Origin of the sequence: Streptomyces alanosinicus (assembly GCF_014650595.1) — a bacterium.
Taxonomy (GTDB): Bacteria; Actinomycetota; Actinomycetes; order Streptomycetales; family Streptomycetaceae; genus Streptomyces; species Streptomyces alanosinicus.
The window spans coordinates 1-20,234 of record NZ_BMVG01000050.1 but is presented as its reverse complement, the minus strand read 5'-3'; the positions used below and the strand labels follow the sequence as shown (position 1 = coordinate 20,234).

Sequence of the window (20,234 nt, the reverse complement as noted above, 5' to 3'; positions counted from 1 at the left end):
GGAAGGAGCCCATGAGCACGCCTACGTCCGACATGAGCACTCCCGAGTACGAGGAGTCGCTGCTTTACGACACCTGCCTGGTGGACGGCGAGTGGCGCGGCGCCGACGACGGCCGCACCTTCGCGGTCACCGACCCGGCGACCGGCGAGGTGATCGCGTCGGTGCCCCTCATGTCCACCGCGGAGACCGAAACGGCCATCCGCGCGGCTGAGGCCGCGTTCGGCCCGTGGCGCACCCGCACGGCGAAGGACCGCGCCGCGATCCTCTCGCGCTGGGCCGCGCAACTGCTGGAGCACCGCGAGCAGTTGGCCCGGCTGCTCACCCGGGAGCAGGGCAAACCACTGGCAGAGGCGCGCGGTGAGATCGCGTACGCCGCCTCGTTCCTCACGTTCTACGCCGCCGAGGGGGAGCGGGTACGGGGGGAGGTGATCCCGGCTCCGGCCCAGGAGAGCAGGATCGTGGTGCTGCGGCAGCCGATCGGCGTCGTCGGGTGCATCACGCCGTGGAACCTCCCGGCAGCCATGGTCACCCGAAAGGCCGCACCCGCACTGGCCGCCGGTTGCACCGTGGTCATGAAGCCCGCCGAGCAGACTCCGTTGTCGGCCCTGGCCATCGCGGCCCTCGGCCGACGGGCCGGGGTGCCGCCCGGTGTCCTCAACGTCATCACGGGGGATGCGCCGTCCATCGGCCGGACCCTGTGCGACAGCCCTGCCGTACGGCTGCTGTCCTTCACCGGCTCCACCGAGGTGGGCAGACTCCTCGCGGCCCAGTGCGCGCCCACGGTGAAGAAGCTGTCCCTGGAACTGGGCGGCAACGCTCCTTTCCTGGTCTTTCCGGATGCGGATCTGGACGCCGCGGTGGACGCGGCGGTGCTCTCGAAGTTCCGGCACAGCGGGCAGACCTGTGTGTGCACCAACCGGTTCCTGGTCCACGACGACCTGTACCCGGAGTTCACCGAGCGGTTCGCCGACAGGGTCGGCAAGCTGACGGTCGGCAGGGGCGATCAACAGGGCGTGGACGTGGGGCCGTTGATCGACCAGGACGGCCTGGCGAAGGCGGCGGCCCATGTGGCCGACGCGGTGGCGCAGGGCGCGGAGGTACTGGTCGGGGGCGGCAGGCACCGGGAGGGCGGGACGTTCTTCGAGCCGACCGTGCTGCGCGGGGTCACCCCGGGGATGCGTGTCATGCGCGAGGAGACCTTCGGCCCGGTGGCAGCGGTCGCCTCGTTCCGTACCGAGCGGGAGGCCGTGGACCTGGCCAACGACAGCCGCTCGGGGCTCGCGGGCTACGTCTTCACGCGCGACCTGGCCAGGGCCTGGCGGGTGACGGAGGCGCTGGAGGTGGGCATGGTCGGCCTCAACACCGGTTTCCTGTCCGTGGAGACGGCGCCTTTCGGGGGAGTGAAGGAGTCCGGTCTGGGCCGGGAGGGATCCCACCACGGCATCGAGGAGTTCCTGGAGCTGAAGTTCTGGCACATCGGTGGGCTCAGCTCTCCTGATGCAGCAGCAACTTCCTGAGGAAAGAGACCAGCTGGGCCTGGTCGGCCTCCGAGAAGGGGTCGACCAGGCCCGTGCCGGCCTGTGCGTGGACGATCACGGCCTTGGCGGTCACCGCCAGGCCCTGATCCGTCAGCGCGGCCAGCAGCGAGCGACGGTCGTCGGGGTCGAGCCGGCGTGAGACGAATCCGCGTTTTTCGAGCCGGGTGAGGCGTTTGGTGAGGCCGCCGGAGGAGATCAGCAGCGACCGGTTCAGCGTGGCCGGGGCCAACTCGTGCGGTGGTCCGCTGCGCAGCAGCGTCGCCAGCACGTCGAACTCACCGGGATCGAGGCCGAACTCCGCGAGTGCCTCGGCGTAGCGCTGCTCCAGGTTGCGCGCCACCCGCGTGATCCGTTTCGCCACGGCCATGGCAGCGAGCGGCAGCTCGTACGGCGATTGCTGCCACTGCCGCAGCAGCACGTCGATGGCGTCTTCACGGTCCACGTCACCCAGACTATCAGCTCTCTTCCCGGAAAGTACCTTTCCAGGAAATTGCTTCTCGGAAAGATATAAGCTAGCGTGCAAACCATGCGAGCTTCCCGTGCGGACCATGTCCCCCTCTCCACCGAGCGGTTATCACCCACTCCGGCCCCCACGCGGCGGGGCGGCGGCTCCCTGGCCGTCGGCTTCATCACCCTGCTCGTCGTGGGAACCGATCTGTTCGTGGTCTCCCCCCTGCTGCCCGCCATCTCACGGCACTTCCACGTCTCACCGGGCGCCGCCGGCAACGCGGTCACGGTCTTCTCGATCGTCTACGTGCTGGGCGCACCCGCCTTCGGCTCCCTCGCCGACCGGATCGGGCGCCGCAAAGTCCTCGCGGCGGGCCTCGTCGGCTTCGCCGTGGCCAATGTCCTGACCGGCCTGGCCCCCTCCTTCGCGGTGCTCCTGCTGGCCCGGGTCCTGGCCGGACTGACCGCGGCCGCCGTGAGCCCTTCGGTCTACGCACTGGTGGGCGCCGCGGCCCCCGCCCACCGGCGGGGCGTGTGGATGTCCACCGCGGTGGCGGGCTTCCTGATCTCCCTGACCACCGGCGCTCCGAGCGGCACGGCCCTGGCCGCCGTGTGGGGCTGGCGCGCCGTGTTCGTGATCCTCGCCCTGCCGGCCGCGGCCCTGGCCGTGGTCAACCTGGCCGTATGGCCCGACACGCCGAAGCCGGGCGCCTCCGCCGCCACGGCCCCCGTTCCCATCGGCCTCCTCACCCGGGCCAGGGCCGTCGCGGTCACCGGACTCTGGGCCTTCGCCGTCTACGCGCTCTACACCTATCTCGGCACCGGGCTGCGGGCGGACGCCAAGTTCTCGACCGGCCTCGTGGCCCTGGCGCTGATCGTCTTCGGCGTCGGCGCGGTCGTCGGCAGCTTCGGCGGAGGCAGGCTGGCGGACCGGTTCGGAGCGAGGCGGGTCGCCACGGCCAGCCTCGCGCTGGTCGGGGTGACGATGCTGCTGCTCGACCTGGTGGTGCGCGCCCCGGTGCCCCTTCTCATGGCCGCCCTGTTCCTCCTCGCCCTCTGCGCCTACCCGTGCCTGCCCGCCTACCAGGCCCAGTTGGTGTCCTCCTTCCCACAGCACGTCGGTTCGCTGCTGGCGTGGAACAGCAGCTGCATGTACCTGGGAACGGCGCTCGGATCGGCGGCGGGCAGCGCCCTGCTGTCCACGGCCGGCTTCCGCGCAATCCCCCTCGCGGGCGCGGCAGTGGCATTGCTCGGCGCGTTCTTCTGCGCTTTCTGGGCCATCTCCCAGAGATCGGAATGAGGGTCAGCCCTGATGTCGTGAGGTTTTGGGTCGACTAGCCTCGCCCTGCCACTCACTCGACACGAAGGTGATGCCGATGCTCTGGGCCGTGCATTGTCTTGACGCCGACGACGTCCTGGAAATCCGGCGGGAGAACAGGGCGGAGCATTCGGCCAGGCTCCGCTCCGGAATCGTGGATCCGGTCTGCTACGGAATGCTTGTCTCCGACGACGGCGGGCATCCCGTCGGCAGCCTGATCCTGGTGCGCGCCGAGGACCGGGAGACGGTCGAACGGTACGTCGCACAGGACCCGTTCATGATCAAAGGTGTGTGGCGCCAGGTCACCGTGGGCGCCTTCACCGAGTCCGAAAACTCGCCGGCCCGCCTCACCGACACCTCGTCATGACAGAGGAGACCAACCGATGACCAGGCCTCTTCCTCCCCATTTCAGCGAGAGTGATCTGACGTCCGCCCTGAACTCCCTGAGGGATACGCTCGGGGCGGCCCGGGTGTTCACCGAGGAATCCGAACTCGCCCAGTATCGAGATCCTTTCCCTGTCCTGGAAGCCGATCACTTCAGCCCGTCGGCTGTGGTTCTTCCGCACACCGTGGAGGAGATACAGGAAGTCGTCCGGATCGCCACCTCATCGGGCCTTCCGCTGTCACCGATCTCCACGGGGAAGAACCTCGGATTCGGCGGCGCGGCGCCCCGGCTGCCCGGGGCCGTGATCGTCGACCTGAGGCGGATGAACCGCATCCTGGAGGTCAGCGAGAAATTCGGATACGCACTCGTGGAGCCGGGCGTCACCTATTTCGATCTGCACCAGCACCTTCAGCAGCACGGCAGTCGGCTGATGCTGGACGTGCCCGATCTCGCCTGGGGCAGCATCGTCGGCAACACGCTCGAACGAGGCGTCGGCTACACCCCGTACGGGGACCACTTGTCCATCCAGTGCGGGATGGAAGTGGTGCTCGCCGACGGGGACGTGGTCAGGACCGGCATGGGCGCGCTCCCCGGAAGCAACACCTGGCAACTGTTCAAGTACGGTTACGGGCCGCAGTTCGACCCCATGTTCACTCAGTCGAACTTCGGCATCGTGACGAAGATCGGCATCTGGCTGATGCCCAGACCAGCGGGGTATCAGGCGTACATGATCACGCTGCCGCGGGAGGAGGACCTCGGCCCCTTCGTCGACGCGCTGCGCCCGCTCCGCCTCGACGGGACGATCTCCCATGTGCCGACGCTGCGCAGCCTGCTCCTCGACGCCGCGGCGGTGGCGCCCCGCTCCGCGTTCCACCCGGGCCCCGGCCCGATTCCCGACAGCGTGGCCAGGAGGATCAGCGAAGATCTCGGTATCGGCCGCTGGAACTTCTACGGTGCGCTGTACGGTCCCGATGCCGTGCGTGCCGCCACCTGGTCCGTCATCAGGGACGCCCTCTCGGGCATCCCGGGCGCGGGGTTCCACTTCGCGGGGGAGCACCCGAGCCCCGTACTCGCCACCCGGGCCAAGATCATGGCGGGTCTGCCCAACCTGGAGACGTACGACATCCTCCAATGGCACGACAACGGCGGCCACATCGACTTCGCTCCCGTCTCGCCGGCCACGGGCGAGGACGCGATGCGCCAGTACGAGCTGGCCCGCGACCGGTGTCTTGAGGCGGGCAAGGACTACATGGGCAACTTCATCGTCGGGCGACGCGAGATGCACCACATCTGCATGCTCATGTTCGACACCGCCTCGCCCGAGGACCGCGCCACGACCCTGGAGCTGTGCCGGACCCTCATCAAGGAGGCGGCGGACCTCGGTTACGGAGAGTACCGCGTGCACCCGGCGCTGATGGACGACATCGCCGCCACGTTCAGCTACCACGACGGTTCCCTGATGCGCCTGAGCGAGAAGATCAAGGACGCGCTCGATCCAGCGGGCGTCCTGGCTCCCGGCAAACAGGGGATCTGGCCGCGTCACCTGCGCGGCAGCGGGCTGTGAGCCCGCCGGAATGAGGTCTGCCGTGCGCGTCGTCGTCACAAGAACGAACCTCGTCGGCGAGCGGCCGCGCGCTGTTGGCCCGAACCCCGCCACCAGCGGCGCCAACGTGGCTTTCGGGCTCGGCCAGTTGGGCGTCGCGGTGACGAGGGCCGGCACCGGGGCGGGCGCCGCCCGCGTCGCACGCCTGCTGCAGGAGCACCGCGGCGCGGACCTGGTGGTCATAGCGCCGGACGTCCCGTGGGCCATGCTCGGCCACGCCCGGGAATGCAGGAGGCTGGCGGTGCCGTTCACGGCGGACCCCGGACCCGGCGTGACACGCACCGGGACAGAGGACGCGCGTGCCCTGATCCGGGGCGCGCACTGGCTGTTCACCGGTGCGAAGGAACGGGAGCTGCTCCTGGAGGCCACCGGATGGCGGAGGGAGGAGGTGCTGCGGCACGTCGGCGGGTGGGTGACCACCCTCGGCGCCCAGGGCGCGCGCGTCGAGTCGCGCCGCTTTGCAGAGATCAGGGTCCCGGCGTGCGAGGTGAGACGGGTGGTGGACCGCGACGGAGCCCGGGACGCGTTCCGCGCCGGATTCGTCGCCGGTGTCGTGAGCGCTCTGACTGTCGAGCGCGCGGCCCAACTCGGCTGCGCGACAGCCGGGTTCGCGCTGGAGTCGCTCGGCGCACAAGGGTACGCGGTGCCGCTGCGCGCGCTGCTCGCCCGGATGGGAAGCAGCTACGGGCGCCACGTGGAGATCGAGCTGGCGGCGCGCATCCGCAAGGCCGGCCCCGAGCCCGAATCGGATTCGAACGCATGGATTCCGTCAGTGTGACCAGGCAACCTTGTGACGGGGAGCGCCTTTTGGGAGCATTGCACTCCTGTAACGAGCCTACGTGCGCAGTCGCAACAGATACCGGGGGACGCGTGAGGTGCGTCAGCGGTGTGGTGTGGCATCGGCGGATCTGCTCGGCCAGCCCCGGACGAGCCGGTTCCCGAAGGCCATGTCATGTCCCGTGAGGGCGGTTCGGCGACCTGTCGCGCGTGCCTCACGAGGGAGCGCACGCTCGATGAAATCCGTGGCGAGGTCAGGGAAGTCCGCAGACGCGCGAGCGATCAGGCAGTTGCTGCGCGCGTGCGAGACGCGGTTCACCGACTGGGAGGTACCGACCCCCTTCACCATCACCAGACTCGTCGAGCACCTCAGTGACCGACGCAACCGGCTGATCCACCTGATCCCCACCGAGCTGGGCGCCGACCGGCCGTCCGGGATCTGGCTGGCTCTGCCGGCCCTGGACGTCGTGATCTACGAGTCGAGGACCAGCCGCACCCATCAGGAGCACATCATCGCCCACGAGCTGGCCCACATGCTGTGCGAACACACCCAAGAGGCACCGCTGGACAGGGACACCGCGGGGCGGCTCTTCCCGGGCCTCGACCCCCGCCTCGTCCAGCAGATGATGGGCAGGACGAAGTATCCCGACGGCGACGAACTGGAGGCCGAGGTCATGGCGTCGGTGATCCTGTGCCGTATGAACTCCCGCCCGCCGAGCGGGACGTCCGTACCCGACTCGGACTCCCGGGGCATCCTGCACCGGCTCGAACGGTCCTTCTCGATCGGCGGCGGGAGTGCCGTGTGACCGATGCGCTGCACCTGACGTGCCTGATCGTCGGAGGCACCGTATTCCTCTGCAGGGCGTGGGCGCTGCCGTCCAGGGCACATGACACCGTTGCCGTCGCACTCTGTGTGTATGTCGGCCTGTCCGCGTTGAGTTACCTGGTGCTGCTGCCACCGGTGTATGTGTCCATAGACCGATGGGCCGGCCTTCGTAATTGCGCGGGTATGGGTTCGGGCGTGAGCGTGCTGGGTCTCACCGTCGCCCAGCAGTATCTGCTGATGCACTGGACGTACCCCAGGAGCGTGGCGCGGCGCCGCTTCCGGCGCAGGCTCGCTCTCGGCCTCGTCGTGATCGTCACCTATGTCGTGACTTTCTTGGTGTTCGCACCCGGGCAGGAGCGGCTCCACGACTTCTACCTGGAGTACACCCATCGGCTCTTCCAGGCCCCGTACTTGGTCATCTACACGCTGGCCTGCCTGGGCGGCCAGGCCGATGTCGTGCGGCACTGCTGGCGCTATGCGGCGATCTCCCGGGGCACCTGGCTACGCCGGGGCATGCTGACCACCGCCGTCGGCGGGGTGCTGATCCTCGGTTACGCGGCCATGCGCGTGGCCGATCTCGTCGCCGGCCCGCTCGGCTACGACCTGCGCGGCATGGAACCCGTCGTGTGGCTGTGCGGGGACGTCGGCTCGGCGCTCTCGCTGATCGGCTGGATGCTGCCCACCATGGGGGAGCGGCTGTCCGCGGCTGTCCGGTGGGTCCATGCCTACCGGATCCACGGACATCTGTACCCCCTGTGGCGGGCCCTGCAGGAGGAGGTCCCGGGCGTCGCCCTCGGTCCGCAGCCGTCCAGGCTCGCCGACCGGTTGCGCGTGCGGCGCATCGACTTCTGGCTGCACCGCAGGGTGATCGAGATCCACGACGCCCGCCGGGCCCTGCACCTGGCTTCGGCTGCTGACGACCCGGGAGGGCCGCCCGGCCGGGAGCGAGGGAGGTCCGCGCTGCTCGCCGCCCTGCGCCGGGCCGACCAGCGGGCCGGCTTCGTCTCATCGCCCCGGGACCGCGACTTCGACGGGGAGGTCGAGTGGCTGACCGGTCTGGCGAAGGCGTTCCTCGCCGAGCGGAGGGTTGCCTCGTGAGGCATGCTCAGGACGCGGACAAGCCGGTGGGAACCTCCCGCCGAGCCGACAGGTCGTACACGGAGCGCTGGCGCTGGGACAGCCCGCAGCGCACCGCCTCCGTCCGATCGGGTACGACACGCACCAGGCTCAGCACGACGCGCCCCCCGTCGCGGTCGTACCAGGCACCGAGCATCAGCTCCGGGTCCCGGCCGAGGACGTCGGTGTGGTCCCGCAGATACGCCTGCAGCGCCCGGGGACCGTCACCTGCGAAGAAGGAGGCAGCGGGCTCCACCTGCGCGCTGGAACGCCCGGTCGCCACCGCGTACCCCGAGCTGGGAGCGGATCCCCGGCGTGGGTCGACGGTGAACCCGCCCGTCCTTTGGGCCTGTTCGACCAGGCCCCCGAGGCAGGCTTCCACGGCGAGGAACCCCTGGGGGGCGGCACGGTCGCCGCCGGGCATGTCACCTCTCATGGTCGCCGAGGCGGCGACGAGCGCGCAGACCATGGCGAGAACGCATCGCACATTCCGACACCGCGTCACGAGGCGGGGCGGCGGCCGAGGTAGGTGACCACGGCCATGACCCTGCGGTGTTCATAGGGACTCTGCTCCAGTCCGAGCTTGTAGAACAGACTGCGCAGATGGGCCTCCACCGTCTTGGGGCGCAGGCGGAGCTCCCGTCCGATCGCCAGGTTGGACCTGCCGTCGGCGACGAGCTCAAGGACCTGCCGCTCCCTGCCGGTGAGCTGGCCCAGTAACGTCTCCGTAGGCGTCTGAACGGGCACGCGTCCTCCTCGCTGCGATTCAACTGATGGTTGAGTTCTATGAACCAGTAGACGATTCGGGAGCTTCGCCTGCAAGGGTGCCCGCTCTATTGTGATCTGCACCACAGGTGGGTGAGGGGTGGATACTCTTGAATCTTCCCTTGGAATACTTTGCGCACCACGGAGGGCGGGAATGGCTGCGGAGAAGAACGAACCGGTGCTCGCTGAGCGTCTGGACAGCCTCTTCCGGTCGAGCCGTCCCGAGGGGCGTCCGTGGACCAACGACGAGGTGGCTGCCCGGCTCAAGGAGGCGAACCCCAAACTCCGCGTCAGCGGCGCATACCTGTCCGCGCTGCGCAACGGCAAGCGTGAACGCCCCTCCCGTGAGCTTCTGATGGCGCTGGCTCAGTTCTTCGGGGTGCAGCCCGCGTATTTCTTCGACCAGGGCTACGCGGACCAGGCCCTCACCCAGCTCGCCCTGCTCGACGAGTTGCACCAGGCCGGAGTGCGCTCCATCGCCCTGCGCGCCGCGGGACTCCCGCCTGAGAGCCTGAACGCGGTGATGTCGGTGCTGGACGAGATAAGGAAACTCCAGGGCCTGCCGCCCGTCGAGGAGTAGCGCCGGGCTTGTCAAGTTGCGCCCATTATAGGCGAGTTGAGGCGTGACCAGTGTGCGGATGCCTCGGCCATGCGCGCCTCGGCCGAGGCCGTTCTTGCACTTCACCATGCGTCATCGTGAAGTTGGAGAACGCTCGCTGGAGGTATGGGGAGTTATGACGCCGGCTCCGTAGCAGGGCGAGCGCAGCTCAACCGCCGAAGCCGTCGTGTGAGCCGCCGAGGGGTGCTGGCTGGCTGAGGTGGCTGCCCAGTGCGTCGACGTCGTCGCACAGCCGGGCGCTCAGCCCGTGCAGGGATGCCTCCGTGAACAGCGGGCGCGGCGGCTGCGGTCACCGTTCCCCTCCGGGGAGCCTGGCCGCGCATACGCCGGGCCGGCTTCGTTGATCGTCGTGGGCCGTGATCGGCCGCGCCTGCCTCATCTGTTGCACCGAGCGTGTGGCCGCCGCCGACGGGTATCCACCGGGTGCTGTGTGGATCAATCCGGTAGCTGCGGACGAAGGACGGGTTGCTCGGCCCAGATGGTCTTGCCGGTGCCGGTGTGGCGAGCGCCCCAGCGCTCCGTGAGTTGGGCGACGAGCATCAGCCCTCGCCCGCCCTCGTCGAGGACGCGGGCGCGGCGTATGTGCGGCGCGGTGTTGCTGGCATCGGAGACTTCGCAGATCAGCGCGCGGTCGTTGATCAGCCGAAGTCGGCTGGGCGGGGCGCCGTACCGGACGGCGTTGGTGACCAGCTCGCTGACCACCAATTCGGTGACGAAGCCGAGATCGTCCAGGTTCCAGGCCCCGAGCGAGCGGACGCCCAGGAGCGGGCCGCGGCGACCACCGCCGGATCTGCAGGCAGGTCCAGAACGGCGACCTGGCTCGCGTCCAGCGCCTGGGTGCGGGCGATGAGCCGCGCGACGTCGTCCGCGGGTCGCTCGGCGAGCATGGTCTTGAGCACGGTGTCGCCGGTCGACTCCAGCGGGCCGACGACCGCGGCCAGTACCGTGCGCAGGGAGTCCTGCCCTTCGGTGACATCACGGTGAGCGTCCACGACGAGGCCATCGGTGTAGAGCGCCAGGAAGCTGCCCTGCGGTACCTCGAATGCACTGCACTCGATCGGCAGCCCTCCGCCCAGTCCCAGCGGTGGGCCCATCGGTAGGCCGAGCAGATCGGCGGTGCCCTCCGGGGTCACCAGAACCGGAGCGGGATGGTCCGCACTGGCGAGAGTGCATGTGCGGGACACCGGGTCGTAGATCGCGTACAGGCAGCTGACGCCGTACGCACCGGCGATGCGCTCTCGGCTGCCGCTGTCGGCGTCGAGCCGTATGACCAGGTCCTCCAGGTGGGAGAGGAGTTCGTCGGGGGCCAGGTCGACGTCGGCGAGGGTGCGTACGGCCATACGCAGCCGTCCCATGGTCGCCGAGGCATGGATGCCGTAACCGGACACGTCGCCGACGACCGAGGCGACGCGAGCACCGGAAAGTGGGATCACGTCGAACCGGTCGCCCCCGGCAACGGACGGCGAACCGGCCGGCAGGTAGCGGCCGGCCACCTCGACCGCCGCCTGTGCGGGCAGGCGCTGCGGCAGCAGGCTCTGCTGAAGTGCCAGGGCGATGCCGTGCTCACGGGTGTACCGGCGGGCGTTGTCGATGCAGACTGCGGCCCGCCCGGCAAGCTTCACGGCTATCTGGAGGTCCGCCGGTTCGAACGGCGGCGCGGCCGACCGCGCCGGGCGGGTGAAAACCGCGACGCCGAGATTGGTGCCACGAGCGCGCAGTGGCGCTACGAGGAAGGAGTGCGGCTGGTGCTCGCGCACCCAGGCAGCACGGGCGGGATCCTGTGCCGGCCAGTCCATGATCTCGGGGGTCTGTCGGCAGGTGGACGCCGCCCCGGCTGGTGAGGAGGCAGCGGGTCGGTGGCGAACCGGCCGGGTAGTCGGCCAGCCGGCCTGCTTCGAGTGCGGGCTCGACGGTGGAGCGCAGTGCGGTGCGGTGCGGCGGCAGAGGCCCGGCATCTGGGATCGGGGCGGGCTCCTCGCCGTGCAGCACGGCCTCCAGCAGATCGACCGAGATGACGTCGGCGAAGCCGGGGACCGCGATGTCCGCGAGCTCCTGTGCGGTGCGGGTGACGTCCAGGCTGCTGCCGATGTGTTCGGGGCCTGATTGAGGAGGGCAAGGCGCGAGCGGGCCGTGTCCTGCTCGGTGTGGTCGAGGGCGGACAGCAGGACGCCGCGGACGAGTCCCTTCGAGTCCCTGAGCGGGGACAGGTCGACGCCTCAGGCGTGTGCCCGTGGCTCGCCCGGAAGGCGGACGTACCGTTCGACGTGCTCGGCCTCCCCGGTCACCGCGACACGGTCCATGACCGTCTGGTCCGCGTCGAACGCCGGGCCTGCAGGGCCTCGCTCAGCCGGAGCCCACTCGGTTCCTGCGTGGTGGCGGCGGCGTTCCGCTCGAAACGGTGGCTGATCCGCACCAGCCGACCTGTGGTGTCGAACAGGCGCAGCGCGAAGGGCGACTGATCGAACGCCCAGCGCAGCAGCCGGTCCTCACCGTCGGCTGCCGCACCGCCGTCCTGCGAGAGGGCGGCCGCCGGCAACCAGCCGGTCCGTTCGTCACCGGTGACCAGTGGGCGAGCACGCTGTGTGCAGTGCACCAAGTCTCCGTCCCGGTGGCGCAGTGTCACCGGAGCGCCCCAGCCTTCCCGCGCGGCCAGGTGCCGGCGCGCCGTGTCGGGGAGGGGGCGTGCGAGGAGACCGGCTGCGCGTCGGCCGATCACCTGGGCAGCGGAGTACCCCAGGAGTTGCTGCGCGTCGAAGGTCCAGCTGGTAAGCGCCCCGTCGGGGCCCGCCACGGCCGCCGCTGCCGGTGTGTCCACGGTCGATCATCTCGCCTTCGCTGCCTCTGCTCACCAGCATCCCCGGAGGCCACGGGATCAAGTCGACCCGTACGAGGACACCTGGCGTGAGCAGGCATCGGAGCCGCTGTTCCGGCGGGTCTGCCGGCGGGGGTGCCTCCGGTCCCAGGCCGGGGCTTCGGCTCGGGGAGGCGTCCTGGCCGGCCGCTCAGTAGGGTGCCCGAAGCTGGAGCCAGCAGGAGAGTCGGTCGTCCGGGTGGGCGAGGTCGACACCGAAGAGCTCCGCGGCTCGGCGCAGCCGGTACTTGAGCGTGTTCGGATGGATCGTCAGCCGCGCGGCGGCCTCGCCGACGTTGCCCACGGCGTCCAGCCAGGCGGTGACCGAGGCAGCGAAGGCGGTGCCCTTGGCACGGTCGTGCTCCAGCATCGCCTCGATGCCCGGATGGCGCAGCTGCGGGCGCCGGGCCAGTTCGTCGGCGACGTGCGCGAGCAGCACCCGGGCGTGGGTGTCGCGCAGCGTTGCGAAGGCCGGTGCCTCTGGGTCGGCCGTGGTGACCCGCAGGATGTCGTCGACCTCCGACCGCAGGTCGGGCAGCTCCTCCGGGTCGGAGGCGACGCGGGAGGCGGCGGCCCGCAGCGGTGGTGCGATGCTGAGGTCGAGTACGGCCGCCGCTTGATCACCCAGCCGCCGGGCGGTCGCGAAGGCGGTGGGCTCGTCGTCCAGCGGCAGCAGCACGTAGACGGTGCGGCCGATGGTCGCGATCGAGGCCTCGGCGTGTACGGCCGGCCAGTGCCGGGTGGACGCGGCGGCCAGGTGTACCAGCACGTCGTCCCCGGGGGCGTCCGAGCTCCTCAGCGGGGCGAAGCCGAGCAGAGCCAGCGGTCGCTGGCGAGGCAGGCCCAGCTCGAAGCGCACCTCGCGGGCGGTCCGCCGACCGTGCAGGGCGGCGCGCAGCGCCTCCTCACGGGCCTGCAGCTCCAGCTCGGCCGCGCTGCGGCGCCGCAGCATGTGAAGGGCGGCGAGCCCGGCCCCGTCGAGCATCGCCCGTTCTCCGGCGTCGTCGATCGGGCGCTCGCCCTCGATCGCCCAGATAGTGCCCAATGGGCGCCGCCCGGCCCGGATCGCGACCGCCGCGCGGGGCAACTCCTCCTCGGCCAGCACAGGCAGCCGGACCACGCCCGGCGCGGCCAGCACCTCACGGTACTGAGCAAGCTGCTCCGGCTGCTCCGGGACCCGGCGATCCAGGATGCCCCTGCGCCGGAGCTCGTCGATCCGCTGGTCGGGCAGGGTCGAATGGGCAAGCACCCGGCGATCCAGATCCTCGATCGCCACGGCTGCGCCCGTCGCCGCCCCAACGGCGTCGGCGAGGGCGTACAACTCCTCGCTCGTGCCGCTATGGGTCGGCAGATTCGCCATGCTCACCCTCCTATCTTAGGCAAAATCGCCAATGACTGGGGAGGGCAGGGGGCTGAACATAAGGCGAGCGCCTCGGGAGAGCGACACACCTCGGGGGAGTGACACAAGCACGCAAGCATGGCGAGGAGTGGCTGATGGCAGCGACGCGGGCAGCGCGGGAGTTGGTCGGGCTCTTCCCGCCGGGGACCGGTGTGGACCACTCCGGCGCGCTGGTGCTGGGCGGCGTTCCCGTCGCTGAGCTCGCCGAGGCCTACGGCACCCCCGCACTGGTCGTCGACGAGGCCGCGATCCGGGCCCGGGCCCGCCGGTACGCCGACGGGCTCGCCGCCCGCTGGCCGAACTCCCGGGCGACCTTCGCCTCCAAGGCCTTCCCCTGTACCGCTGTCTACCGGCTGCTCGCCGAGGAGGGCCTGGGCATCGACGTCGCGGGCGGCGGTGAGCTCACCCTGGCGCTGGCGGCCGGCGCGGACCCGGCCGGGCTGGTCGTGCACGGCAACGCCAAAACCGACGAGGAGCTGCGCCTCGCCGTCGAGGCCGGCGCCGGGACGATCGTCATCGACAACTTCGACGACATCGACAAGCTGGAGCGGATCCTCGCCGCCACTCGGGGCGAACAAGGCGTGCTGGTCCGGGTGACCCCCGACATCCGCCCCGACACCCACGAGGCGGTCTCCACCGGCCAGAACGGCTCCAAGTTCGGCCTGCTGCTCCCGCAAGCCCGAGAGGCCATCGCCCGGCTGCGCGGCAGCGAACGGCTGCGCCTGGAGGGCGTCCACGTCCACGTCGGCTCGCAGATCCTGGATACCGAGCCCTTCGCCCGTGCGGTCGAGGCGGTCGCGGAACTCGGCGAGTTCGCCGTCTACGACCTCGGCGGCGGTCTCGGCGCCCGGTATACGTACGCCGACCGGCCCCCGACCGTGGAGGAGTACCTCGACGCCCTGACCGACGTCGCCAAGCGGCTGCTCCCCGCCGACGCCCGCATCCTGATCGAGCCGGGCCGTTCCATGGTCGCCGAGGCCGGCCTCTCGCTGTACCGCGTCGTCTCGGTCAAGCGCGGCGACGGCCCCACTTTCGTCGCCATCGACGGTGGCATGGCGGACAACCTGGAGGTCTCCCTCTACCAGCAGCGCTTCGAGGCGGCCGTCGCCACCCGCCCAACCGGTCAGGGCGAGCCATGCCGGCTGGTCGGCCGCCACTGCGAGTCCGGCGACACCCTCAGCATCGGCGTCCCGCTGCAGGACCCGCGCGTGGGAGACCTGATCGCGGTGCCGGTCACCGGCGCCTACACCTACGCGCTCAGCAACAACTACAACGGTGCCCGCCGACCGCCCGTCGTCTTTGTCCGCGACGGCGCGCATCGGGCGGTCGTCCGCCGCGAGACCTACGACGACCTGATGCGGCGCGATCTGCCATGAGGCCGTAGCCACCAAGAGACTCCCGTCCCGTACCTCACGTCCGGGACGTACCCCGACCTGCCCCGCACCGAAAGGCCACCCCGCCATGCCTTCGAACGATGTGAGACTCCGTCAGCAACTGCTGCGCCGCAAGCCGGTCTCGGCCTTCCTGGCCGATGCCGAGGCAGGCGCCGAGCAGGGCGACGCCCATGGCAGCGGGCTGCACCGGACCGTAGGCAGCTTCCAGCTCACGATGATCGGCGTCGGCGCGACCATCGGTACCGGGATCTTCTTCACCCTCAGCACGGCCGTGCCACAGGCGGGACCGGCCGTGATCCTCTCTTTCGTGATCGGCGCGATCACGGCCGCGCTGACCGCCCTCTGCTACGCCGAACTCACCTCGGCGGTGCCGGTCTCCGGCTCGTCCTACTCCTACGCCTACGCCACGCTGGGCGAGCTGGCGGCCTGGGTGGTCGGCTCCTGCCTGCTGCTGGAGTACGCCGTCTCCGGCGCGGCCATCGCGGTCAGCTGGGGCCAGTACCTCAACGACCTGACGCAGCGCCTGTTCGGCCTCACCATGCCGGCGGCGATCGCCGCGCCACCCGGGGACGGCGGCTACGTCAACCTGCCGGGCGTGGTCCTGGTCGTGCTCTGCTGCCTGCTGCTGATGCGCGGCGCCAGGGAATCGGCCCTGGTCAACACGGTCATGGTGCTGATCAAACTGGGCGTGCTCCTGCTCTTCATCGTCATCGGCGTCACCGGCTTCCGCTCCGCCGACCTGCACCCCTTCGCCCCGCTCGGGTTCGCCGGAATCAGTGCGGCTGCCTCCTCGGTCTTCTTCTCCTTCATCGGCCTGGACGCCGTCTCCACCGCCGGTGAGGAGGTCAAGAACCCGCAGAAGACGCTGCCGCGGGTCATCATCGGCGCGCTGCTTGTGGTCACGGCCTTCTACTGCCTGGTGGCCCTGGTCGGCGTCGGCGCGCAGAAGTGGACTCTCTTCAACGGCCAGGACGCCGGCCTTTCCGAGATCCTGCAGCGTGTCACCGGCCAGAGCTGGCCCGGTGCGATCCTCTCCGCGGGCGCGGTGATCTCCATCGTCAGCGTCACGCTGGTAGTCATCTACGGCCAGACCCGCATCCTGTACTCGATGGGCCGCGACGGCATGCTCCCACCGGTCTTCCGCAGGGTGAGCGTGCGCAGCGGCACGCCCGTCGGCAACACTCTGATCGTCGGCGCCTTCATCGCGCTGCTCGCCGCCTTCGTGCCGCTGGACTGGCTGGCCAACCTTACGAGTATGGGCACCCTGGTCGCCTTCGCCGTGGTCTCGGTCGGCGTGATCGTGCTCCGGGTACGCGAGCCCGAACTGACCCGCGGCTTCAAGGTCCCCGGCTACCCGGTGGTTCCCGCCCTGTCGGTACTGTTCTGCGGCTACCTGATCTGGAACCTGCCCGCTGACACCTTCGTGCTCTTCGCCGGCTGGCTGCTGCTGGCCCTGGTCGTCTACTTCGGCTACAGCCGCCGGCACTCGCGGCTGGCCACGAACGAGGCGGCGGCCGTGCGGTCCACCGCACCCCAAAGCTGAAGGTCCCCCCCGAGATGCGGAGGACACTGACAGAGGTCAGAAACAGAGGTCAGAAACAGAGGTCAGAAGCTCGCCGGCGATCTCGGTGTGCACGCGTTACCCCAGCTCAGATGCCATCCGTCCGGCCCAGCGGTCGGCTATCTGGACCCTGGGGGTCGGGGCTCAGGTCGCACTGGCGCAGCGCCCGGACGGCGGCAACCAGCTCGCAGCCGGCCACCAGACGATACGCACCGCACGCGCGCAGGGTCTGCCGCGCGGCGAGCGAGGCGCTCAGGCGAGGACGGCCATCCCCCAGGAGAGTGACGTAGAGCATGCACGGGCCTGGCGGGCGGGAAGTCTCTTGCCGGTCCGTACCTCCAGCGTCTCTCCTTACGAGAGGGAATCACCGTGATGTCTGTCCGCCGCATCGTGACCGTTGCAACAGTGAGCGCACTGCTTTCCCTCGGAGCCATCGCCCCCGCCGTAGCCGACCAGCCCCGGAGCACCGACGACATCACCGACGGTCTTCTCGAACAACCCGTCAGCACTCTTGTGGGCTCCCCCCTCGGCCTCCCTCTCGGTATCTGATCCGTAGGTCGGCATGGCCCGGTAGCCGCCGTCGACTGAACAGGTGTCTGTCGCTCAGCATCGCCCACAGCACGTCCACCCTGCCGCGGGGCAGGGGCAGTAGTGTGTTGGGTCTGTGCCTGTTGCCGGTTTTGCTTGCGTCCTGAGTCGCGGGGCACGGGAGCGAGGCCGGCATGGGCAGTCGGCGTTTGTCCAGGTCCAGGATCTGCTGGGCCAGGTCGCCCACGAGCCACGAAGAGTGGTTCTCGCACGCGGCCATGCGCACCTCGCGTCGGGCAAGCCAGGCGGTCAACCACCCGGCTCCCATGTGACGTATCTCGGCCGGCGTCCGGTAGCCGGTCAGCAGTTGGAGCTCGCTCGTCATCTGAGCCAAGGCCCCGACGGGGCGGAAGTCCCGGCGCCTGCGTGCGGTGTCCGCGACCCGGCTTCCCGGACCGCAACCAGCCTGCAGCGCCGTGGGACCACACCAATGGTTTCAAGGCTCGCGCTCGCGGTTGCCGAGGCTGACGACAATGGTTCACGCAGCTGTCACCCGTGGAACGCGGGTTTCGTAGAAGGTGCCGTCGCGGAGCATCGCGAACAGGAAAGTCGCCTGTTCGAGTTGCCGGTTGCTGCCTCTGGGCGCGTGTTCGCCGTGGATCGAGGTACCCGACGACCTGTTGTCGGGGCGAGGCCGGCGTAGGACGCCAGGTGGGCGGCGATGGGGAAGCTGGTGCCGTCGTCGACGGTCATGAGCAAGGGGGCGGCGGTCCTTCAGCCGACCGGCACGGTCAACTCGGCGGTGACCTCGTCGGTGAGCTCCAGTGAGCGCAGGATGTGGCCCCGTGACCGTGGTGGGCGCCCTTGTCGACGTCCAGGCCGAGGAAGAGCCGACGTCGTCTATGTCGTACAACCCGTCCTCCCCGCAAGTTCGTGCGGTGCTGGCCGGAGGGCGATGGCGCCGTACGCGCGCATTCAAGTCGTGCAGACCTGCCCCCCGAATACGGCGGGCATTCCGCTCGGCCTGGCGGTAGTCGGAACTCTCGTCAGCGACCTCCGGCGGCACCTCCGGGCCCGGAGGCCAGCGGACCTCTAGCGGTTGCGGTCGGCAGGGCGGTCAGGGACAGAGATCCTGCCCCTGTTCCTGACCGCCCTGGGCGTGGGTGGATGGATTTCTTCGATGTGAGGTTGTGCGGTTGGCAGGCAGGGACTACTGCCAGTCGTCTCTCAGTTGCAGAAGTTGAGGAGGTCGAGGATGCCGTTGCCGCACTTGTTCTCGTCCCCGCCCTCGCCATGGCCCCCGGCCGGGGCGGCCTTCATGGCGACCTGTGTGGCGGGCGTCGCGGCCACGGAGGATGTGGCAGTCGCCACCCCCGCCGCACAGGCGACGGCCACGGCGACACTTACCGCGAACACTCGCGGCATCCGGGAAACTGTCTTCTTGGGGTGAGGAGTAGTGATCATGATCTCACCATGCACACCCTCGCGACCGGTGTCGCGCTGAACGCATCCGAGCGGGTGAGCCACCCCCAGGGCCGGATCAGAATCCGCTTCCCGGGCTACGTCCGCCCAGGCTGACCGCGATACGCGGCACACTGCTCAGAGACCTCTTCCATCCTGAGTATTGGCAGGTCAGGAGGATGTGGATGGCTGCGACGGTCCTGCCGATGTGGTTAGTGCAGCAGTGTGCTTGCCGCAGCAGTTGCCAGGACATGAGGTGGGCGAAGGCGCGTCCTCCGGGGGTGCGGATGGTGGCGCCGACGCCCTGGTAGGCGCGGTCCTCCCGGACCAGGAGCTGGCGGGTGAGGCAGGACTGGACCATGCCGTGCGCGCGGACCGCCGTCAGGTCGTGGGTCCGTCCCGGGGGCGCCCGCGAGAACCAGAGCGGTGTGCCGTCGGTGGCGATGAGAGTGCCGCCTGGGATGACGAAGTCGCCTTCGCCCAGGCCGACGAGTTCCTCGCGCATCCCCGATAGCCAAGAGGCGAGCACTTCGATGGTCTCGTACCCGTACCACCACGCCGGCGCCTCGGAGACTCCGAACCCGGCGCCGACCTGTGCCAATGTCTCGCTCTTCCGCAGATGCGCGGGAACCAGCGACGCCTGCTTGAAGCACCCCAACTTCCCCCAGTTCGACTGAATTTCGCGTTCGAGCGTGGGCGTTTGTAGCAGCAGAGGGCCGCGGCGAGGGCGAGGAAGGCTTTGCAGCCATCGCCGCAGGCCAGGAACATCGCACGCTTTGCCAGCATGCAGCCGCTGGGGCTCGGAATGGGCGTTGTGGGATTCGTGTCCTACGTGGAAATGGGCCACCATCGGCTTGAGCCCGAGACCGTCGTGAGTGTTGGCCGCAGAGAGTCCGACGCGCACGTTCTGGTGCGGCCTTGCCCAGACCCCCGTACGCGACCAGATCGGGCGTGGGCGGTGCACTCCCCGACGCCCATTCCCATGACCAAACCAACGACCAACTGGCCATGTAGGACGCGGTGTCAGTGGTGCCGTTGGGGTGTACCCAACGCGACAGACGCATTGCAGGCGCGGGGCCCACTCAGATGTACCGAGGCCAACGACTACTTGCTGATCTGGGGTTTTTGCGCTTGTTGGCATTGAAGCGTGCCCTCTTCTGACGATTTCCGCTCATGTTCATGTCACGCCATTTGCGGGTACGACTTTGGCTCGTGTCGAAGAAGGTGGCTCGGCAGGTTAGCGATGCACGCAAGGCCAATTTTCCGTCTCGTTCGCCTGCGATGATGCTGATCGAGTCGGCAGCGACAATGCTTAGGGCATCTTCTAGGCAGGAAGCCGAGCTAAGTTGCCATTGCCGATTGCTCTCGGGCGTCAGGATAGCCGCGGCCCGACCTTGAATGCTGCAGTCATTGATGACTTGGACGGCAGACGCGGGGAGAGGGGCTTGGATCGCGGTCGCTGTCAAGGCGGCGTGAATTGATTCACTCCGTTCCCAAGCGAGTTCGAGCTGGGCGGTGGTGCAGGACTCCACGGTGCGGCTGTTCGCTGCCAGCCAGTCGACGAGAGGTCATCTCATTTTGGGTGCTCGATAGGCTTCAGATGTGGGGATCGTTGAGCGGCTGGTGCCGGATGAGCTGTGGGAGTT

19 protein-coding genes and 4 pseudogenes are annotated in these 20,234 nt (G+C 69.4%); 11 read left to right on the top strand and 12 right to left on the bottom strand.

Annotation, left to right across the window (positions count from 1 at the left end):
* Positions 1-11: 11 nt before the first annotated feature.
* Positions 12-1,517 (top strand): NAD-dependent succinate-semialdehyde dehydrogenase, encoded by a 1,506-nt coding sequence (locus IE277_RS41635; RefSeq protein ID WP_268252725.1) that lies wholly within the window; start codon positions 12-14, stop codon positions 1,515-1,517.
* Here the strand turns inward: IE277_RS41635 and IE277_RS41630 are convergent.
* A complete protein-coding gene (locus tag IE277_RS41630) occupies positions 1,486-1,980 on the bottom strand; it encodes a MarR family winged helix-turn-helix transcriptional regulator (protein ID WP_189958925.1) in 495 nt (164 codons plus the stop codon). The two genes, IE277_RS41635 and IE277_RS41630, sit on opposite strands and share 32 nt — an antisense overlap.
* A gap of 84 nt (positions 1,981-2,064) precedes the next feature.
* Here IE277_RS41630 and IE277_RS41625 point away from each other — a divergent pair, with 84 nt between their 5' ends.
* The 6 genes from IE277_RS41625 to IE277_RS41600 all read left to right on the top strand — a co-directional run bounded on the left by IE277_RS41625 (position 2,065) and on the right by IE277_RS41600 (position 7,992).
* Positions 2,065-3,285, top strand: coding sequence for an MFS transporter (locus tag IE277_RS41625; protein ID WP_189958924.1), 1,221 nt, complete (start codon positions 2,065-2,067; stop codon positions 3,283-3,285).
* 76 nt (positions 3,286-3,361) lie between these two features.
* Complete coding sequence (locus IE277_RS41620) at positions 3,362-3,670, top strand: YciI family protein (RefSeq protein WP_189958923.1); 309 nt, start codon at positions 3,362-3,364, stop codon at positions 3,668-3,670.
* Between the two features lie 16 nt (positions 3,671-3,686).
* Entirely contained in the window at positions 3,687-5,252 is a 1,566-nt protein-coding gene (locus IE277_RS41615; RefSeq protein WP_189958922.1) for an FAD-binding oxidoreductase, read from the top strand.
* 22 nt (positions 5,253-5,274) lie between these two features.
* A complete protein-coding gene (locus IE277_RS41610; RefSeq protein ID WP_189958921.1) occupies positions 5,275-6,069 on the top strand; it encodes a PfkB family carbohydrate kinase in 795 nt (264 codons plus the stop codon).
* A 235-nt stretch (positions 6,070-6,304) separates the two neighbouring features.
* Positions 6,305-6,874 carry a hypothetical protein gene (locus IE277_RS41605; RefSeq protein ID WP_189958920.1) on the top strand — a complete coding sequence of 190 codons (570 nt, stop codon included), beginning with the start codon at positions 6,305-6,307 and terminating at the stop codon, positions 6,872-6,874.
* On the top strand, positions 6,760-7,992 hold the full coding sequence (locus IE277_RS41600; RefSeq protein ID WP_308433473.1) for an MAB_1171c family putative transporter: 1,233 nt from the start codon (positions 6,760-6,762) through the stop codon (positions 7,990-7,992). Before IE277_RS41605 ends, IE277_RS41600 begins: the two co-directional genes overlap by 115 nt.
* A gap of 7 nt (positions 7,993-7,999) precedes the next feature.
* Here the strand turns inward: IE277_RS41600 and IE277_RS41595 are convergent, their stop codons facing one another.
* Together IE277_RS41595 and IE277_RS48270 are read right to left on the bottom strand one after the other, a co-directional pair.
* A complete protein-coding gene (locus tag IE277_RS41595; protein WP_189958918.1) occupies positions 8,000-8,497 on the bottom strand; it encodes a hypothetical protein in 498 nt (165 codons plus the stop codon).
* 14 nt (positions 8,498-8,511) lie between these two features.
* Positions 8,512-8,757 (bottom strand): response regulator transcription factor, encoded by a 246-nt coding sequence (locus IE277_RS48270; RefSeq protein ID WP_229882398.1) that lies wholly within the window; start codon positions 8,755-8,757, stop codon positions 8,512-8,514.
* A gap of 172 nt (positions 8,758-8,929) precedes the next feature.
* On the opposite strand from IE277_RS48270, the gene IE277_RS41585 reads away from it, so the two are divergent.
* Positions 8,930-9,355 (top strand): helix-turn-helix domain-containing protein, encoded by a 426-nt coding sequence (locus IE277_RS41585; protein ID WP_189958916.1) that lies wholly within the window; start codon positions 8,930-8,932, stop codon positions 9,353-9,355.
* 474 nt (positions 9,356-9,829) lie between these two features.
* On the opposite strand, the gene IE277_RS49355 is transcribed toward IE277_RS41585, so the two are convergent.
* The 4 genes from IE277_RS49355 to IE277_RS41575 all read right to left on the bottom strand — a co-directional run bounded on the left by IE277_RS49355 (position 9,830) and on the right by IE277_RS41575 (position 13,605).
* Positions 9,830-10,096, bottom strand: a complete 267-nt coding sequence (locus IE277_RS49355) for an ATP-binding protein (protein WP_308433472.1) — start codon at positions 10,094-10,096, stop codon at positions 9,830-9,832.
* On the bottom strand, positions 10,033-11,349 hold the full coding sequence (locus IE277_RS49350; protein ID WP_373310995.1) for a PP2C family protein-serine/threonine phosphatase: 1,317 nt from the start codon (positions 11,347-11,349) through the stop codon (positions 10,033-10,035). Before IE277_RS49350 ends, IE277_RS49355 begins: the two co-directional genes overlap by 64 nt.
* Positions 11,350-11,675: 326 nt before the next feature.
* Positions 11,676-12,209, bottom strand: a complete 534-nt coding sequence (locus IE277_RS49345; RefSeq protein ID WP_308433470.1) for a PAS domain S-box protein — start codon at positions 12,207-12,209, stop codon at positions 11,676-11,678.
* A gap of 187 nt (positions 12,210-12,396) precedes the next feature.
* The gene (locus IE277_RS41575) at positions 12,397-13,605 is read right to left on the bottom strand and encodes a PucR family transcriptional regulator (protein WP_189958915.1); all 1,209 of its coding nucleotides are present in this window, start codon (positions 13,603-13,605) and stop codon (positions 12,397-12,399) included.
* A 134-nt stretch (positions 13,606-13,739) separates the two neighbouring features.
* On the opposite strand from IE277_RS41575, the gene lysA reads away from it, so the two are divergent.
* Both lysA and IE277_RS41565 read left to right on the top strand, forming a co-directional pair.
* Positions 13,740-15,020, top strand: a complete 1,281-nt coding sequence (gene lysA, locus IE277_RS41570; protein ID WP_189958914.1) for a diaminopimelate decarboxylase — start codon at positions 13,740-13,742, stop codon at positions 15,018-15,020.
* 85 nt (positions 15,021-15,105) lie between these two features.
* Positions 15,106-16,581: an APC family permease gene (locus tag IE277_RS41565; RefSeq protein ID WP_189958913.1), complete on the top strand. Its 1,476-nt coding sequence runs from the start codon at positions 15,106-15,108 to the stop codon at positions 16,579-16,581.
* Between the two features lie 127 nt (positions 16,582-16,708).
* On the opposite strand, the pseudogene IE277_RS48265 reads toward IE277_RS41565, so the two are convergent.
* Positions 16,709-16,849: pseudogene (locus tag IE277_RS48265) on the bottom strand (aromatic amino acid lyase); the annotation flags it as partial.
* Positions 16,850-17,004: 155 nt separating this feature from the next.
* On the opposite strand from IE277_RS48265, the gene IE277_RS41560 reads away from it, so the two are divergent.
* Positions 17,005-17,148: a hypothetical protein gene (locus IE277_RS41560; protein WP_189958912.1), complete on the top strand. Its 144-nt coding sequence runs from the start codon at positions 17,005-17,007 to the stop codon at positions 17,146-17,148.
* 517 nt (positions 17,149-17,665) lie between these two features.
* Here the strand turns inward: IE277_RS41560 and IE277_RS41555 are convergent.
* From IE277_RS41555 to IE277_RS41540, 4 genes and pseudogenes are all read right to left on the bottom strand, one after another.
* Positions 17,666-17,901: pseudogene (locus IE277_RS41555) on the bottom strand (transposase); the annotation flags it as partial.
* A 453-nt stretch (positions 17,902-18,354) separates the two neighbouring features.
* Positions 18,355-18,591 carry a hypothetical protein gene (locus IE277_RS41550; protein ID WP_189958911.1) on the bottom strand — a complete coding sequence of 79 codons (237 nt, stop codon included), beginning with the start codon at positions 18,589-18,591 and terminating at the stop codon, positions 18,355-18,357.
* A 151-nt stretch (positions 18,592-18,742) separates the two neighbouring features.
* A pseudogene (locus tag IE277_RS41545) lies at positions 18,743-19,273 on the bottom strand (IS5/IS1182 family transposase); the annotation flags it as partial.
* Between the two features lie 397 nt (positions 19,274-19,670).
* A pseudogene (locus tag IE277_RS41540) lies at positions 19,671-20,153 on the bottom strand (CGNR zinc finger domain-containing protein); the annotation flags it as partial.
* Positions 20,154-20,234 lie beyond the last annotated feature (81 nt).